This is a genomic window from Bacillus sp. Je.9.29.b (assembly GCF_051129925.1).
GTDB lineage: Bacteria > Bacillota > Bacilli > Bacillales > Bacillaceae > Bacillus > Bacillus safensis.
In genome coordinates, this window is the sequence record NZ_JBCPSO010000006.1 from 145,939 (window position 1) to 162,614 (window position 16,676).

Sequence of the window (16,676 nt, forward strand, 5' to 3'; positions counted from 1 at the left end):
CTGGGGAAAAACAATCTTTTTTTATGAGCGCAGGCGATGTTGATAGCTTTCCTTCATTAAAAATGCATGCTCAGAACGTTCTATGTATGCCTGAGCCAGCGCCAAATCTTCGATGGCCGCCGTAAGCTGAGCAGATTGTCCACCTTCACGCCCTTCTATTTCTTGAGCAGTCGAAGCGAGTGCTTTTTGGATTAACTGAATTTGATCATAATGAATCATGAAGACACCTCTTTTTTTAAAATCAAGTTCAGTTTATTCCGTCTCGCTGAGAGTTATACCTTTTCAGTATAAAAAAGCCGCACCTTCTTTCGGTGCGGCCATTTCTTACGATTCGGTTGGTTGCTTTCTAGGCGGGCGTTTTCCCCAATATTGATAATAGTCTGTTTTAATAAATCCATTAAACAGCTTTCTCTTTTTCGTCGCTTTTCTTCCGAAGCACTCTTCGAATTTTTCGTGTGACGTTAAGATGTAAATGGACCATGTATCTAGGTTCTTAAACGCTTCACCCATTCCTTGATACATTTTTTCAACTGCTGGTTTATCACTCAGTCGTTCACCGTAAGGAGGATTTCCGACAATCACACCGTACTCTTCTTTTGTTTGAAAGTCTTTTACTTGCATTTGTTTAAACTCAATCAGTTCACTCAGTCCTGCTTCTTCTGCATTCATTTTTGCGATGTCTACCATACGATGGTCGATGTCACTTGCAATGATGCGGAGCGGCTGATCATAGTTTGCTTTTTCTTCTACTTCCACACGCGCTTTGTTCCATACGTCTTCACCGATCCATTCCCATGATTCAGACGCAAAATCCCGGTTAAATCCTGGGGCAATGTTTTGTCCTATCATCGCTGCTTCAATGGCGATTGTTCCTGATCCGCAGAAAGGATCAACAAACGGACGGTCAGGTGTCCAGTTCGTTAATAAGACAAGCGCAGCAGCAAGCGTTTCTTTAATAGGTGCACCGCCTTGATCCATGCGGTATCCGCGTTTATGAAGACCTACACCAGATGTATCAAGCGTAAGAACCGCTTTATCTTTTAAAAGAGCGATCTCGATTTTATATTCAGGTCCCGTCTCTTCAAGCCATTCAGACTGAATGTTGTAGGAGGATTTAAGCTTTTGCGCAATGGCTTTTTTGACGATGCGCTGGCAGTCCGGCACACTGGCAAGCTGAGATTTCACAGATTTCCCAATGACAGGAAACGTACTGTTTTTTGGTAAAAAAGCGGCCCAGTCAATCGCCTTTGTCCGTTCAAAAAGCTCATCAAATGTTTTTGCCGAAAATTCAGCAACTTGTACCTTAATTCGGTCTGCTGTGCGCAGCCAAAGGTTTGCACGGCAAATCGCAAGAGCATCCCCCTTGAAAATCACTTTTCCGTTGTCGACTGTGCACTCATAGCCAAGGTCTCTTACTTCTTTTGCAACAATTGCTTCAATTCCCATTGGAGCTGTTGCGATGAGTGTATAGGTTTTCATTGATTTATCACCTGTTTTCTCGTCCTTTTATGTATTCAAGATAAAAGCTCTCCATATGTTGAAATAGGAGAGCTTTGTTTCATCATGTTTATTATAACGGATTTAACGTTCTGTAAGCCATGTTTTGTTCCATCGTACTGCAAACGGCAAATGCCTCGTACTCAGGTGGTAATCATCTATCTACAGAATTCTCTGTCCTTCTCTCCGTTTGGTTCCTTTGAGAAAGTTCCCCTACCAAGTTTGGGTTTCTCGCTCGAGGGGTTTACCGCGTTCCACTCTCACCATTTCTAGTGAGACTTCGTCACTGTGGCACTTTCAAGGATACTTTGCCATATCCTAAAAAGGACGTAGGCATTTTTCCTGCCGTCAGCCTTTCCCAGGCTGCCCTGGCTTATTTTTTCGCCAGGCACGAACACTACGGGCATCTCAGCACCGTGCGAGCATGGACTTTCCTCTGCAATGCCCTAAATAGCATTACAGCGATTACCCGAACGTTAATCAATAAGCGTTATTATAAACGACAATGACATCTGACACAAGCTTTTTCAGCAAGACTCAATCATAAAGTTTGCTGCCGAAAACGTGTTTCTCAAGGTTCGATAGTCTTTTTAAAATATCAAAGTTTGTTGTATTAGACTGTGCAGGCTGTCTTTTCCCTTGTTCAACAGCTTCTTCAAGCTGTTTTGACAAGTGGAGGTTTTCTTGTTGAAGTTTTTCGATTTCTTGGTTGAAGGTCTCATAGTCTTTAATGACCATATCTAAAAATTTATCGACTTCTTCTTGTTTGTACCCTCTGACACCTGTTTTAAATTCTTTTTCTAAAATTTCTTTCGCAGAAAGCTTTACTTTATCAGCAAGCATCTTTTTCACCTCATATCGTGAATTCATAGTATATTTTTTCAGAAATACGTGACGTTGTCAAATTTTCTCTTGCTTTTAATCAAAAAACGGATCTTCCGCCTCAACCTGCGCTCTTAGATCATCCATCGTGATGTACATAATGGGGTAATCGGTATAGGCTTCCGCCTCCCTGATCATATACTTCGGCGATCCCTCATGCTCGGGATCATATAAGACGAGAAGACCATCTGTTTTTTCAATAAAAAAGCGGTTCTTTTGTTTAAATTGTGCCGGACTTTCGTACGGTCTATGCGTGACACTTTCTACAAAATCGGCCTGTGCAAGAATTCCTTCATACAACTCTTTGTTTTGTTCATTCCAGCGCTCTTCCTGTTCATAAAATGGCGTAATGACTGCAAGTTTTAACGCTGGATATTCCTCCTGAAGCTCAAAAACCACTTCGGCTGTCCAAATTTCTGCCCCAAGCTGGCCTGATATGAGAACCCATTCCAGACCTTCTTCGATAAGGGCTGTCAGCCTTTTTTGAAGCTCCGCTTTTATGTATTGAAGTGCAGGCTCGTCTTGTTTGAATATCCCAAGCTCAAACGGCTTGTACCCTGTGACAGCAATAATTTTCATTTTTTCACCTGCTTTTAAAAAATGGGACTTATTAAAGTCCCATTCACTTTATCTGTTACAGCAAGGTCCACCGCAGTTAAAGTGTTGATGTGTTGCCGGGTCCACCTGAGAAAACGTATGCGGGAAGTAGTGAACATGTTGGAAATTATGGTGGTGAACATTTGTCACATGCTGCGGGTGGATATGCGGCACAATTGTTGTTGACTCGCTGTGTGTACAGCAATGATTCGTCGGATGAACAATTGGCTGTGTAACATTTGGATGGCAATGATGATGATGATGATGGTACATGTAGCATTCCCCTCTCCTTTATTTTCTTACATTAACAATGTATGAATTAAGAGGTGTACATGTACTAATGCATTAACCTATTTTAAAAGTTGGCAAGAAAAATATCTTTATAGTTTGAAAACACAAAAGCGACCAAAATGACCACAAGAAAAAACAAGTAGAAAAGACCCTTATACATGCTCTACGCTCCTCATTCAATTTCTAACGCTATTTTACAGGATTCGCGGCCTTTCTACAATAAAAGTGCTAAACAATTTTTATTTTCGGCCGAGAGCCGAACGTTGTCATTTTTTGCGCTTTCCCGGGCAATAAATAGTTCATTGCCCAGCTTTTCTCAATAGCCGTTTTTTGCGCTTCTCAAGCTCTTTCGTGTCTAGTTCGCTTAATAAAGAGAAAGATAATAAAGATTCCGTGATGGAAAGAGCTGATCTTGCATCTTTTTGGCGATGCTCCTGAAACTTCGCAAGCTCTATGCCCGCTTTTAATGCTAAATGGACATCACTTGATTCAAATAATGTTTCCCAAATTCGAACTGCTTCATCCCACTCGTTTAGCCGTTTATATTGTAAGGAGAGATCAAAAGCCGCCTGATTGGCATGTTCAAAATCAGCACCTGTTAATTCCCGCAAATGCTTCGTAGCTTCCTGTACATCACGATGCGCAAGATGCCACCTAGCCAGCGCGTATTTCTCATCGTGCTCCTTTACCGCATCCATAGATAGAATTTTTTTGGATAGATGAATGTAGAGGCTGATTAACGAAAGGACGTCTAATTCATTATGAGTCAAAATCCCTTCAATGAGCTTCGGATTTTGTTCCTTTAAAAAGTGAAAATAGATCATCGGTGCCAAAAAACCCGGTGTGTCTCCTTCCCTGTGAACGTGCAGCTCTTCTTTTTCAACCACAGACAGCGCCATTCGTTCATATTTATGCTTCCACAACCGTCTTGACCCATGCAGAAGATCAAAATGGCCAAACTCTGGAAGCGCAGGGATTTGATCTCTCAACAAAGTATGTCTCGTTTTCACTTGCGGCCAATCGAATGATTTTCCATTATATGTAACAAGTGATTCTACGTTCACTTCATCGAGAAAACTTTTATAAAGAGCTGCTTCATTTCCCGGATTTGTGAGCAGGTGCTGTTTCACCACTACTTTGTCAGCAAAGACCCGCGCATGTCCTAGCAAGAAGATCATATTTCCCGTTCCGCCAGATAATCCAGTTGTTTCTGTATCAAAGAAAAACAGTTCATGCGGCTTGTAACCTTTAGCCGATAGAGAATGCTGGATGCCGCTTTTGTTCCAAGCCTCGATGATCTTTGGCAGTTCCGCAAACGAGTAGAGTCCATGCTTGTCTTCTAATGAATAGGTGACTTCTCGAATGAGACAAAAGGAATCCTCAAAGTGATAAGGAGCTGCACCCAATTGCTCCCATTCCTTTAAAAATGGGATGTTTTCGGCCGTTACAGGCTGAGGTTGCCCTTCCACTGCTTTTTGCCGTCTTTCATTTGGCTGGTTGTGCGATAGGTGCTTCTTCATTCGATTTAATTTCCCTTTTAAAGACATAAGTAGGTGCCTTCCTCCTTTCCCTTAAAATACAGACATCAATTCAACAATGCTGCTTTTTCCGCTCACCTCTTTCATTTCCATGCCAATGCAGGATGGACAGCCGTTCTCACAGCGGCACCGATCTATCAGCTGAATGGCTGCACCTGCTATTTCATCGAAACGAGCTTGGACTTCTTTGCTTAAACCGATTCCGCCAGGGTAGTGGTCATATAAAAAGACTGTCGGTTTACCGGTATGTGCCGCTTTAATTTGTGAAACAACATGAATATCTGAGCGGTCACACATCACAAAAGCAGGTACAATGTGCTGAAGAACATTTGCAATGCCAAGCAGCAGCTGTTCAAGTGTTTTCTCTTCAAATCTCCGCTCTGCATCATGTAATTCAAACCAAGCCGCACTCGTATGAATTTCTTCTTCAGGTAGGTGAATTGGACCAGAGCCGATATTTTCACCGGTACTGAGCCGGATTTTTTTGAAAATTGTTGGCATTGCGTTGACAGTCACATCACCGTAGTGAACAGATACCGCTTCTTTCTCTGTTGTCTGGTCGATTTCCAGCACCTTGAGCTGAACAGCTAAATTAGCATCTGTATAGTATTCTACATCTACTTGTTTCACATAAGCCTTCAAATGCTCGTAATCTAGCTTTTCTACTTGATACTGAACCCCTTCATGTAAATAAATCGCCTCATCATGAAGCAATGTCATTGCACTGAATCGATCCATCTCTCCAATAATCCGAACATTCGCTACGTCGGATTGATCCACAATTACCACATTTTCCTGGCTTGCAGACCGCAGGCTGATGCCATGCGCTGGGAAAGATTGATCTGACCAATAATACCGGTTCCCGCTAAAATGAAGAACCCCTTCCTCATGTAAGTATTGCAAAATGTCTTCTACTTCCATGCCGCCAAACTGTTCATCCGTCCGAAATGGCAGCTCGTAGGAAGCACATTTTAGATGATCCACTAAAATAATGAGATTTTCAGGATTGATTCTGGCTGCTTCAGGCGGTCTATTAAAGAAATATTCAGGGTGTCTGACAATATATTGATCAAGGGGTGAGGAGCTTGCCACCATGATAATGAGCGCCTCCTCATGACGCCTTCCAGCACGTCCTGCCTGCTGCCATGTACTCGCTACACTGCCAGGATACCCCGTCATAATGCATACCTTTAGCTGACCTATATCTACCCCTAATTCTAGTGCGTTTGTGCTGACGACACCTAGAATGTCTCCTTCTCTTAACCCCTTTTCAATCACGCGCCGCTCTTTTGGCAAATAGCCTCCTCGATACCCGCGAATCGATTTTGGACCGATTTCTTTTTTCACAAGCTCTTGAATATGACTTAAAATCACTTCTACTCGTACTCTGCTTCTAGCAAAAACGATCGTTTGAATTTTTTCTTTTAAAAATGTTTTAGCCAATTGGTTGACGACAGTGGCAGCGCTTTGTCTAATATTTAATGGTTTATTCACCACTGGCGGGTTATAAAACACAAAATTCTTTTTACCGCTAGGCGCTCCGTTTCGTTCAATAAGATGCACTTTGCTCCCTGTGAGCTGCTGCGCCAGCTCTTTTGGATTTGCAATCGTTGCTGAAGTACAAATGAAAATTGGATCACTTCCATAAAATGCACAAATTCGTTTTAACCTGCGAATCACATTAGCCACATGACTGCCAAATACGCCTCGATATGTATGAAGCTCATCAATGACAATATACTTCAAATTCTCAAATAAGCTGACCCATTTCGTATGATGAGGCAAAATAGCTGAATGCAGCATATCTGGGTTTGTGATGACAATATGTCCTGCTTGTCTGACTCGCTGCCGAATGGCCGGGGAGGTGTCCCCGTCATATGTTTCACTATGAATCGGAACATCCATCTCGTGGATGATCTCGTTCAGTTCACTCTTTTGATCCTGCGCGAGCGCTTTTGTTGGGAATAAATAAAGAGAGCGGTTTGTCTGGTCTTCTGCGATCGACTGAAGAACAGGCAGATTGTAGCAAAGCGTTTTACCTGAAGCTGTTGGTGTAACAGTCACTACATGCTCACCATCCATTACACGTTCAAAGGCTTCCTTTTGATGAATATACAGCTCTTTCACGCCTCGTTTTTCAAGCGCCTTTTTTAGCCTGTCGTCCACTCTTTCAGGAACGGGTGAGGTCTGTGCAGGCTTTGCTTCAATTTCATGCCAATGTTCTATCTGTTCGTCTTTCTTTAATTCTTCTATCAGTTCGTTCATTGTTTTCTTTTTCATATTGCGTCCACCTCTCATTCTAGTGTACCGAATATTTGTTTGCATGACTAGGCGGCAATTTTTTGATGCAGACTTATGAGCAAATACTTTGAACTGTTGTAACAATATCTATTACACTTCTAAAGTGAAATGATTTTATCAAGGAAGAAGATGATCAGATTGAAAAACGAATTTAAGCCTTTGTTTGAACCATTTACGTTTCCAGGAGGCGCCTCTATTGATGGCCGGTTAGTGGTTGCTCCAATGACACACTTTGGTTCTCATGACGACGGCACCATTTCAAAAGACGAAATTGACTTCATTACAGCTAGATCAAGTGAAATGGGCATGGTGATTACAGCATGTGCGAATGTGACTCCAGATGGGAAGGCATTTGAAGGACAGCCTTCTATCGCAAGAGATGAAGATATACCAGGCCTGAAAAAACTGGCTGCAGCTATCCAGGCAAAAGGAACAAAAGCCATTATTCAAATTCATCACGGCGGCTCTCAGGCCCTCCCTCATTTAGTTCCAAACGGTGATGTGGTTGCGCCAAGTGATGTGTTTAAAGATGGAAAACAAATTGCACGCGCTTTAAAAGAAGAGGAAATTACGCATATTATCGACTCCTTTAAAGAAGCGGCAAGACGAGCGGTTCAAGCAGGGTTTGACGGTGTGGAAATCCACGGAGCAAACGGTTATTTATTACAGCAATTCTACTCACCGCATAGCAATCAGCGTACAGATCAATGGGGAGGAAATGAAGAGAAACGTCTAGCTTTCCCTATTGCTGTTGTAGATGCAGTTAAAGAGGCCATTAAAGAACATGCGGCTAAACCGTTTATCTTTGGATACCGATTATCTCCTGAAGAACCAGAAACACCTGGTTTAACAATGACAGAGACGTTTACATTAGTGGATGTTCTCAAAACAAAAAGCCTCGATTATTTGCATATCTCTTTAATGGAGATTGGCTCTAAAGCAAGACGAGGCGCAGATTCTAATAAAACACGTATGGAACTGCTAAAAGAACGCTGCGGCGATGCTCTTCCGCTTATTGGAGTAGGCAGCGTCATTACAGCTGAAGATGCACTCCATGCTTACAATCAAGGAATTCCACTCATCGCTGTCGCACGAGAGCTGATCGTCGACCCAGATTGGGCAAAGAAAATTAAAGAAGGCAGAGAACAAGAAATTGAAACCGTCATTAAACGCAGCCAAAAAGACAAGTATCTCATTCCAGAAGGATTGTGGTCTGTCATGGAAGCGAGTCAAGGCTGGGTTCCGATGGAGGATTAATGTCCTCACCTCAATAAAAAACTACCCTATCAATGGGTAGTTTTTTTCATGAACTATTTCATTTTCACTGTAAAGAGCTTGGACGTCTGCTTTTCTACAGAGCCTTTTGGTTCTTTATCAAGTCGTTCGATAAGGTCACCATTCATAATCACAATCGGTGTCACTGAACTTGACGCTTTCTCTTCAATCAGTTCTAAATCACACGTAATAAGAGGATCCCCGATTTTCACCTTATCCCCTTCTTTCATGTGCGCTTCAAATCCTTCACCATTTAACCCAACTGTTTCAAGTCCGATATGAATCAGAAGCTCAAGCCCCGAGAGTGTTCGAATGCCAATTGCATGTTTTGTATGGAAGAGCTGAATGATTTCACCCTCTACTGGTGACACAATCGTCCCACTTTTTGGTTTTACTGCTACGCCGTCTCCCATCATCTTTTGAGAAAAGACTGGATCTGGTACATCAGTCATATCCATTAACTCTCCATCAACTGGAGAATAAATGACTTCTTCCTTTACATCATCTTGGTTTTTTCCGAAACCGAATAATTTTTTCAGCAATGTCAATTTGCTCCCTTCAAGCTTTGCTTCCTAAATCTATTTCGTGTATGAAACTTTACGCCCATACACCTTGCTTCATTCAACACTATTTAATCATAATTTTTTCCTCTCATCAATTGATAACCGCCTGAGCCCCCTCTGCATAGGCTGTAGATGAGAGGTGATTCCAATGAAACATGAAGGCGAAAAAAAACATGAAATGCTGGCAAATGAAGATATGCTATATGAAGCGATTGAACAATTTTTTGCATCCTCCCCGTTTCACGAGATATTAAATAGTGCAGAGGCACTCATGACCACATCGCATTCACTTGCATCCATTACGACCGATGTGACAGAGGATGAACAAAATGTGTATATCGAGATTCATTTTCCAGACCATTTTGTCGAAGGAGACATTGCGCTAGAAGTAAAAGCCCAATATTTACACTTATCAGTGCAGGAAAAAATCAAAACGGATACGACTTCTTCGTATTCAAGCTTTACCAAAACCATTTTAATGCCGGCAAAAATAGATGAGACAAAAATGAAGAGTGTGTGGAAAGATCAATCGCTTCATGTGTCTGCGCCAAAGCAAACAACCCAATAGTTCAATCTATTGGGTTTAGCTATGCTTTAAAAATGCTTGTAAATCCTTTCGCCAATGAGCCTACTTGATTCATTGTACTCATCATTTGGCCAGCTGTATCAAACATTTTGTTAAAATCGTATTGCCCATTTGACTTTTTGAATTGTGACAGCACACTTTTAAATTGAGATGGCTGCTGTTTTTGCGGCCTCGGCAATGGATAAGGGTTCATAGGCGGCTGCATGGGCATCATGCCTGGAGGCGGCTGCATTTGGGGTGGATTCATCGCTTCGGGCGGCTTTAAAGGCGGCACGTTTTCTTGGTATCCATAAGGGGGCTGATAAACAGTAGATGGTGCCTGATTCATTCCCCCTCCACCTTGATACGGCGGCATGAAATAGTCTGGAGGCTGCGGAGGCTGCTGCTGCATCTCTGAATACGGAAAAGGCCTTTGCTTGAATTGATTGAATTCATAAGGCTGCTGGTTTGAATAAGGGAACATTTATCTCGCTCCTCTCGCTCTCAACACATATTGATGTCACTCATATATTATGACCAAGAGCAGAAGATGTGCCTAAAGAAGCCATAAGAAAAACGCAGCATCATGTCTTTAGCTGCGCTTTTTGATTTCTTCTATTAAAAGGTTCAGAGTGTAAACCACTGACTCAACTAAATTTTTCACACGGGGCGCGTGCTGTTTACCAAAATAAGATTGCAGGACAACCTCTTTACCATTTTCTTTTACGGCTTCAAGCTGTTCTTGGTGTAAATATCTAGGTTTGGCCTGCTCAATAAACGAGATCGCAGCGGTGAGCCACTCCTCCATTTTCTGATCAAATGTAACAACGGCCGGCTGAATATCCGTATAAAAATCATACGATGGGTACTCCTCTTCAGCCTTTCCCTTTTGGTACTGCTCATACGCTTCTTCGATCCATATTCTCAAGTTTTGTGTATGTTCAAGTAATGTTTGATTATCCAAAGTGTTCACCTCTATGAACCATCCTATCAAACGTTTACCTATTGCTCAAATAGAAAAGCTATCCGGCGTGATATGCCGGTCTTGCTGCCAGTTTATACTCGGCTGCATGAAGCTTCACTTCACAGTCCTTTACTTCTGATTCAAGCCGGTCAATTATTTGTTCTTGCTCTTCTATCGCTGCACGTTTCGTCTGCTTCACAGCAAGAGACAGCTCTTCCTCCACCGCATCAATTTTCCGCTCGATTTCCTCTAACAACTGCATAATGGATTCTTTTGATACAAATTCGCTCATCATCAGATTCCTCCTTTATTGTCTCTCGTTACATTCTCTTTTCTTTCTCCCCCTCCTTCACACATGACAAAACTAGAAGCAAATCGCCAATCTAAGTGTAGATAAGCGCTATTTCTTCCTTTTCGACAGATGCTTGTCCTTCTTTGTATGATTGCGTCCGATTGTGTAAATTCTAAGGACAAAAGGAGGTAGATTTCATGAAAAAGCAGCCAGCACCAAAAGAGCAAAAGCCAAAAGGGAAAGAAAACAGTCCAGATCAGCTGGATAAAAAGCTCGGCGGTCCTAATCGTCCATCTACGTAAAAAAAAGCAGGCACCCCCTGCTTTTTATTTATGCAAAAAATAGTGCTCTAATGAGAAAAGAAAACGAAGCTGTCTTTTTTTATGAAAATACCAGTCGGTCAGATCAATCTGCTTTGGCAGCGGCTCTGCCTCAAATAAAGATGGACTCAATTTCTTTTGAAACCAATCTTCCCTTAGATCGTCTAATGAATGTGTCATCACCGGATAAACCGTCCGAAGAAAAGGTGTTGACCTTCTAGCGATCCCTAAAAACGGCTCAAAATCAAACCGAGACCCCGTATGCGGAACGGTATGCAAAAAATGATAAAAATCCGAAAACAAATCGGCTCGAAATAATAGTTTCGCTAGTTTTTTACCTAATGTAATGCGTTCCTTTACATTGGAAAACTTCCGTATGGTTAAGCCGTACAAATGCCCGTCCACCGTTGGAAAAACAACGGTTTGGAAATGTCCCCACTCGCTGAAAAGATATTGAATCGAGTGAAAAACATTCTTTTTCAGAAGAGGATTTTGTATAATAGGAGATTGTATAGTATATTGTTCATTTATGATGAGTGCATAAAGCAGACGCTCTGTGTCACGCTTTAGCCAGAAACGTTCCCACTCAGCACTCATAAAACGAGACACGGAGAAATAAGGAAGCAGATGAAACAAAGGTTTACTGCATCGCTTAGACCATTCATACAAAAGAAGCTGAGGGTAAGCATCCGAAAAGATCAGCCAATTCGCTCTTTCATATGCTGTGAAAAAAAGGTGCCCCTGCTGATCCGTTAAACCTGGATGGAAGAGCTCGCCCTTTAAATCCGTCATGGACCACCCAGCATTTCTCGAGACAAAGGAAGCGAGCAGCGACCATTTCATCTCTGGATGCCGGTCATAAAAGCGCTTGTAAGCATTTGTCCTCGTCAGGTTGTCTTTATTTTTTGCTTTCGTTTCACGCAAAATTTGCTGAGTGATGATGTGCTCTTCTTGGGACAACATGGTGATCTCTCCAATACAAAATGCATTAAAAGGAGGCTGAAACTTGATGATTCGGTATCCAAACGGAAAATCGTATCAGCCCATTCAACAAATTGGGACAAAAAAAAGAATCAGCGGCGAATCCTCTTATAGTAACCGCGGGATGACGCTTGAGGCTGATTTAAATGAAACAAACCAATACTATTTGGTCAACGGGATCGCAGTCATTCATAAAAAGCCTACCCCAGTTCAAATTGTGAATGTGGATTATCCAAAAAGAAGTGCTGCTGTCATTAAAGAAGCCTATTTTAAACAATCATCCACAACAGACTATAACGGAGTGTACAAAGGCCGCTATATCGATTTTGAAGCAAAGGAAACCAAAAGCACTACCTCGTTTCCGCTCAAAAATTTCCACGACCATCAAATTGAGCATATGAAACAGGTTGAAAAGCAAGGCGGCATTTGTTTCGTTATTATATCCGCTTTTGGCTCCGTTTATTATTTGCCGGCTTCAGATCTCTTTTTCTTCTGGGAGCGGCAGAAGAAAAACGGCCGTAAATCCATTAGCAAAGACGAATTAATGGAAGCTGGCCACATAATGACACTTGGATATTCGCCAAGAATTGATTATATTAAAGTAGTGGAGACACTTCATTTTTCGGATGAAAGCAAGCAGCAATTACGTTCGAAAAAGGTTTAACACGAAAGGTTGAGATGTGATGTCTGATCAATTTACAAGTCGTGAACAGCGACGTAAAGCAAGTCAAGAAAACAATAAGAAGCAAAAGAACAAAAAAGGCAAAAAGAAAGCAGGTCTATTTAAAAAAATATTTTTATCTTTACTCGTGATCGGTCTACTTTGTTTAGTTGCCGGAATCACAACTTTTGCCGTTTTTGCATCAAGCGCTCCTTCTATTGATGATAGTAAGCTTAAAACACCATACTCTTCAAAGCTTTATGATAAAGACAAGAAAGTGTTTGCAGAAGTTGGTGCAGAAAAAAGAACATATGTCTCGATAAAAGATATACCCGATGTGGTAAAAGACGCGTTTATTGCGACTGAGGATGCACGTTTTTATAAGCACCACGGGATTGATCCAATCCGTATCGGCGGTGCACTTGTCGCAAACGTTGAGGACGGCTTTGGTGCTGAAGGCGGAAGTACAATTACACAGCAGGTTGTGAAAAACTCCCTCCTAAGCAATCAAAAGACGTTAAAACGGAAAGTACAGGAAGTATGGCTCTCGATTCAGCTTGAGCAAAAATACTCTAAAGATGAAATTTTAGAAATGTATTTAAACCGTATTTTCTTCTCTCCTTATGCTTATGGTGTTGGAAAAGCAGCTGAACAATTTTTTGGAGTGACAGATTTAAATAAACTAACCGTTGCACAGGCTGCCACACTTGCAGGTATGCCGCAGAGTCCTTCTGCCTATAACCCAGTGAAACATCCCGAGGCAGCGGAAAAACGCCGTAATATCGTTTTAAGCCTTATGAAAAAACAAGGCTACATTTCAGAAAAAGAATATGACGTTGCAAAAGCAACCCCTGTCAGTAAGACAGTTGTTTCAGCTAGTAAATATAAGAGCCAAAACTCTAGTAAGTACTCTGCCTACATTGAAGAAGTGATGGAAGAAGTACAGAAAAAAGCCAAAGTGGATGCATCAACTGATGGATTAAAAATCTATACATCACTTGATCGAAAAGCACAGGATCACTTAGATGATATCATCAATGGAGATTCAGTTGGATTTACGAAAGGGATGCAGGCGGGTGTCACCCTGCTTGATACGAAAAATGGTGAAATACGCGCCATTGGCGGTGGACGTGATGTTCCAGCCGGCGGCTTTAACTATGCGACGGATGCAAAACGCCAGCCAGGGTCCACAATCAAACCGATCTTAGACTACGGGCCAGTCATTGAAAACAAAAAATGGTCAACATATCAGCAAATTGATGATGCACCGTATACGTACTCGGATGGTACACCGATTAACAACTTTGACAGAAGACATTTAGGTAAAATGTCGATGAGAAGCGCTTTGGCACAATCGCGTAACATCCCTGCACTTAAAGCATTCCAAGAAGCTGGTTCAGCCAATGCCGCTCAATTTGCTAATAATTTAGGCATGGACTTACCTTCTGATATTCCAGAATCTTATTCAATTGGTGGATTTGAAGATGGTGTGTCTTCATTAAAAATGGCAGGTGCATTTAGTGCGTTCGGCAATAACGGATACTATAATGAACCGCACGCTGTCACATCTGTTGAATTTAATGACGGGACAAAGCTTGACCTTACGCCGGACTCAAAAGCAGCAATGAGTGATTACACAGCATTTATGATTACAGATATGCTGAAAACTGCTGTCCAATCTGGAACTGGTACACTTGCACAAGTACCGAACGTTCAAGTAGCTGGTAAAACAGGTACAACGAACTTTACACAAGATGATATTAATAAACACAATATTCCTTCTGGCGGTGCGAAAGATTCGTGGTTTGTCGGTTATACGCCGCAATATACAGCGGCCGTTTGGACTGGAATCGGTAATTCAAAAGATGCAGACGGCAAAATATGGCTGAATGATTATGAGCAGCGTGTTGCCAAAGTCGTCTTCCAGCGATTAATCTCTCAAATTGATGATGGAAGCGGATCGTTTGAAAAACCAGACAGTGTCGTTGAAGCAACGGTTGAAAAAGGATCCGATCCTGCGAAATTAGCCGGACCGAATACACCAAGTGACAAGAAGACAACAGAATACTTTGTTAAAGGAACGGTTCCAACAAAAGTGTCTGACACATACGAGAAAAAAGAAGCCGATAAGCCTTCTGATTTAAAAGCGGTGTATGATGAAGAGAAAAAATCCATCACACTGACTTGGGGCTATTCTGACGACGCTGATGCTACATTTAATGTCAAGCAAGCGGTTGATAATGGCGGCTATAAAGAGATTCAAAACAGCTCTGCTAAAGAAGCGGTCATCTCTGATGTGAAGCCTGGCTCCACATATAAATTCCAAGTGACAGCCACTGTAGATGATGTCACAAGTAAAGCGGCTTCTACCTTCCTCACCATTAAGGATGACGCAGATGAGGAAGAAAAAGCGGATGATGAGAATAAAGAAGAAGAAGAACCGCAGCAGCCTGACGACGAGCAGACAGACCAAACAGACGATAACAAAAATCAGCCCCCTGGCACTGATGAGCAAAAGCCTGATGACAAAAAAGATCAAGATCAAGATAAAGATCAGGACCAAGGCGGAAATACAGAAAACGGAAATAATGGTTCTTCAGATGATGGCTCAGACAGTACAAATGGGAACAGCAACTCGCAAACTGATAATAAAGATAAAAAGAAAGATGATGAGAAAGCCAACTCTCAAAGTTCCAATTCGCAATCAAATGCTACTTCTCGAAAAGAAGATGAATAATGAAAAAGCACTTGCCTCCTATGGCAAGTGCTTTTTTAACGCTGCTGTCTGATTTTCTTAAGTGCTTCAAATTTTCCATACTGCTTTTTTAATTCCATGTATAGCTCGTCCAATTGAATAAAACAGTGATATTGAGTTGGTTTTAGCAAAATGAACTCTAAACGTTCCGTCCAATTAATCGGAGCAACAGGAAATGTCTCTTGCTTGATATGTTCCCATTCAAACGTTTGGACACTCTCCCCTTTGATCCAGTAAAACATCGCAATCATACTGACGATTCCTTGCAGCATATCATCTTCTTCACAGCGGGATTTTCTTGTTTGGAAACGAGGAAGCATTTTTTCTTTTAATTCGTTCCACAGCTCAAACATCACAGGAACAAATTCTTCAGTTTCCTGCCATGGAAGCTCGTCTGTTAAAGGTTCTGAAGATAGATCATATGCGAGCGGATTGGCTCTCAGTATATCTACTCGATCACCTTTAATCTCTACCTTTTTTTCTTTTAGCTTTTCGACATATGAGGTGAAAACAGCTGTCCCGCTCATGCCAGCTTCACCAATCCTTTTTTCAGCCTCTTCTGCCCTTCTCTGCACATATCAAGAAGTGGACACGATTCGCACTGCGGCCGCTGCGCCTTACAATGATATCTCCCAAAAAAGATCAGACGGTGATGCGTCACAGACCAATCTTCTTTTGGCACCTTTTTCATCAAGGTTTGCTCTACTTCAAGCACAGAATCTTTCCAGCGGCAGATGCCTAGACGTTTACTGACTCGTTCTACGTGTGTATCTACTGCTATTGCCGGTACACCAAAAGCGACCGAAACGACGACATTTGCTGTTTTCCGGCCAACCCCAGGAAGCTTAACAAGCTCATCCCGGTCCTTTGGTACTTCACCGCCATATTCTTCAATCAGCATTTTGCTCAACTTTTGAATGTTTTTAGCCTTATTTCGATAAAGACCAATCGAGCGAATATCTTGCTGCAGTTCTTCAAGCGGTACACTTAAATAGTCTTCTGGTGTTTTATATTTTTGAAATAACGTTTTGGTGACCTTGTTTACAAGCACGTCCGTACATTGAGCAGAGAGCGCAACAGCAATCACAAGCTCAAATGGGTTGGCATGAACAAGCTCACACTCAGCCTCTGGAAACATATCTCCTATAATATCTAAACACTCATTGATTTGTTTTTTTGATAACATGCCTTCTC

Annotated in this window: 19 protein-coding genes and 1 other RNA gene; 5 read left to right on the plus strand and 15 right to left on the minus strand. The window is 41.8% G+C overall.

The window, feature by feature from the left end; translation table 11 throughout:
* Positions 1-21 precede the first annotated feature (21 nt).
* From AAZR19_RS13650 to AAZR19_RS13685, 8 genes are all read right to left on the minus strand, one after another.
* On the minus strand, positions 22-219 hold the full coding sequence (locus AAZR19_RS13650) for a hypothetical protein (protein WP_075623376.1): 198 nt from the start codon (positions 217-219) through the stop codon (positions 22-24).
* A 105-nt stretch (positions 220-324) separates the two neighbouring features.
* Positions 325-1,479, minus strand: a complete 1,155-nt coding sequence (locus AAZR19_RS13655) for a THUMP domain-containing class I SAM-dependent RNA methyltransferase (protein WP_034623490.1) — start codon at positions 1,477-1,479, stop codon at positions 325-327.
* Between the two features lie 108 nt (positions 1,480-1,587).
* Positions 1,588-1,974, minus strand: an RNA gene (gene rnpB / locus AAZR19_RS13660) — RNase P RNA component class B.
* 60 nt (positions 1,975-2,034) lie between these two features.
* A complete protein-coding gene (gene gpsB, locus AAZR19_RS13665) occupies positions 2,035-2,340 on the minus strand; it encodes a cell division regulator GpsB (RefSeq protein WP_012010336.1) in 306 nt (101 codons plus the stop codon).
* Positions 2,341-2,415: 75 nt separating this feature from the next.
* Positions 2,416-2,958 carry a DUF1273 domain-containing protein gene (locus AAZR19_RS13670; RefSeq protein WP_029706022.1) on the minus strand — a complete coding sequence of 181 codons (543 nt, stop codon included), beginning with the start codon at positions 2,956-2,958 and terminating at the stop codon, positions 2,416-2,418.
* A gap of 48 nt (positions 2,959-3,006) precedes the next feature.
* Positions 3,007-3,249, minus strand: a complete 243-nt coding sequence (cotD, locus tag AAZR19_RS13675) for a spore coat protein CotD (protein ID WP_434703510.1) — start codon at positions 3,247-3,249, stop codon at positions 3,007-3,009.
* Between the two features lie 317 nt (positions 3,250-3,566).
* Positions 3,567-4,814, minus strand: a complete 1,248-nt coding sequence (locus tag AAZR19_RS13680) for a ribonuclease H-like domain-containing protein (protein ID WP_434703512.1) — start codon at positions 4,812-4,814, stop codon at positions 3,567-3,569.
* A 24-nt stretch (positions 4,815-4,838) separates the two neighbouring features.
* Entirely contained in the window at positions 4,839-7,085 is a 2,247-nt protein-coding gene (locus tag AAZR19_RS13685; RefSeq protein ID WP_087975879.1) for a DEAD/DEAH box helicase, read from the minus strand.
* Positions 7,086-7,244: 159 nt separating this feature from the next.
* Between AAZR19_RS13685 and AAZR19_RS13690 the strand changes: the two genes are divergently transcribed.
* On the plus strand, positions 7,245-8,363 hold the full coding sequence (locus AAZR19_RS13690; protein WP_229137046.1) for an NADH-dependent flavin oxidoreductase: 1,119 nt from the start codon (positions 7,245-7,247) through the stop codon (positions 8,361-8,363).
* Between the two features lie 53 nt (positions 8,364-8,416).
* Here AAZR19_RS13690 and AAZR19_RS13695 read toward each other — a convergent pair whose 3' ends face one another.
* On the minus strand, positions 8,417-8,923 hold the full coding sequence (locus AAZR19_RS13695) for a PTS sugar transporter subunit IIA (RefSeq protein ID WP_087975941.1): 507 nt from the start codon (positions 8,921-8,923) through the stop codon (positions 8,417-8,419).
* Between the two features lie 169 nt (positions 8,924-9,092).
* On the opposite strand from AAZR19_RS13695, the gene AAZR19_RS13700 reads away from it, so the two are divergent.
* The gene (locus tag AAZR19_RS13700) at positions 9,093-9,512 is read left to right on the plus strand and encodes an Hsp20/alpha crystallin family protein (RefSeq protein ID WP_076841033.1); all 420 of its coding nucleotides are present in this window, start codon (positions 9,093-9,095) and stop codon (positions 9,510-9,512) included.
* A 19-nt stretch (positions 9,513-9,531) separates the two neighbouring features.
* Here the strand turns inward: AAZR19_RS13700 and AAZR19_RS13705 are convergent, their stop codons facing one another.
* The 3 genes from AAZR19_RS13705 to AAZR19_RS13715 form a co-directional block, all read right to left on the minus strand.
* Positions 9,532-9,993 carry a YppG family protein gene (locus AAZR19_RS13705; protein ID WP_076841032.1) on the minus strand — a complete coding sequence of 154 codons (462 nt, stop codon included), beginning with the start codon at positions 9,991-9,993 and terminating at the stop codon, positions 9,532-9,534.
* A 108-nt stretch (positions 9,994-10,101) separates the two neighbouring features.
* A complete protein-coding gene (locus AAZR19_RS13710) occupies positions 10,102-10,482 on the minus strand; it encodes a YppE family protein (RefSeq protein WP_224426683.1) in 381 nt (126 codons plus the stop codon).
* Positions 10,483-10,531: 49 nt separating this feature from the next.
* Positions 10,532-10,765 carry a DUF5446 family protein gene (locus tag AAZR19_RS13715; protein ID WP_223251001.1) on the minus strand — a complete coding sequence of 78 codons (234 nt, stop codon included), beginning with the start codon at positions 10,763-10,765 and terminating at the stop codon, positions 10,532-10,534.
* Positions 10,766-10,962: 197 nt separating this feature from the next.
* Between AAZR19_RS13715 and sspM the strand changes: the two genes are divergently transcribed.
* Positions 10,963-11,067, plus strand: a complete 105-nt coding sequence (sspM, locus tag AAZR19_RS13720; RefSeq protein WP_024422772.1) for an acid-soluble spore protein SspM — start codon at positions 10,963-10,965, stop codon at positions 11,065-11,067.
* A gap of 24 nt (positions 11,068-11,091) precedes the next feature.
* Here sspM and AAZR19_RS13725 read toward each other — a convergent pair whose 3' ends face one another.
* On the minus strand, positions 11,092-12,048 hold the full coding sequence (locus AAZR19_RS13725) for a DUF2515 domain-containing protein (protein ID WP_041109590.1): 957 nt from the start codon (positions 12,046-12,048) through the stop codon (positions 11,092-11,094).
* A gap of 46 nt (positions 12,049-12,094) precedes the next feature.
* Between AAZR19_RS13725 and recU the strand changes: the two genes are divergently transcribed.
* Together recU and AAZR19_RS13735 are read left to right on the plus strand one after the other, a co-directional pair.
* Positions 12,095-12,730, plus strand: a complete 636-nt coding sequence (gene recU, locus AAZR19_RS13730) for a Holliday junction resolvase RecU (RefSeq protein ID WP_034280474.1) — start codon at positions 12,095-12,097, stop codon at positions 12,728-12,730.
* A gap of 19 nt (positions 12,731-12,749) precedes the next feature.
* Positions 12,750-15,464: a PBP1A family penicillin-binding protein gene (locus AAZR19_RS13735; RefSeq protein ID WP_163115416.1), complete on the plus strand. Its 2,715-nt coding sequence runs from the start codon at positions 12,750-12,752 to the stop codon at positions 15,462-15,464.
* A gap of 35 nt (positions 15,465-15,499) precedes the next feature.
* On the opposite strand, the gene AAZR19_RS13740 is transcribed toward AAZR19_RS13735, so the two are convergent.
* Together AAZR19_RS13740 and nth are read right to left on the minus strand one after the other, a co-directional pair.
* Positions 15,500-16,009, minus strand: a complete 510-nt coding sequence (locus AAZR19_RS13740) for a YpoC family protein (protein ID WP_163115415.1) — start codon at positions 16,007-16,009, stop codon at positions 15,500-15,502.
* Positions 16,006-16,668, minus strand: coding sequence for an endonuclease III (nth, locus tag AAZR19_RS13745; protein WP_024422776.1), 663 nt, complete (start codon positions 16,666-16,668; stop codon positions 16,006-16,008). The genes AAZR19_RS13740 and nth overlap by 4 nt, the downstream gene beginning before the upstream one ends.
* Positions 16,669-16,676 lie beyond the last annotated feature (8 nt).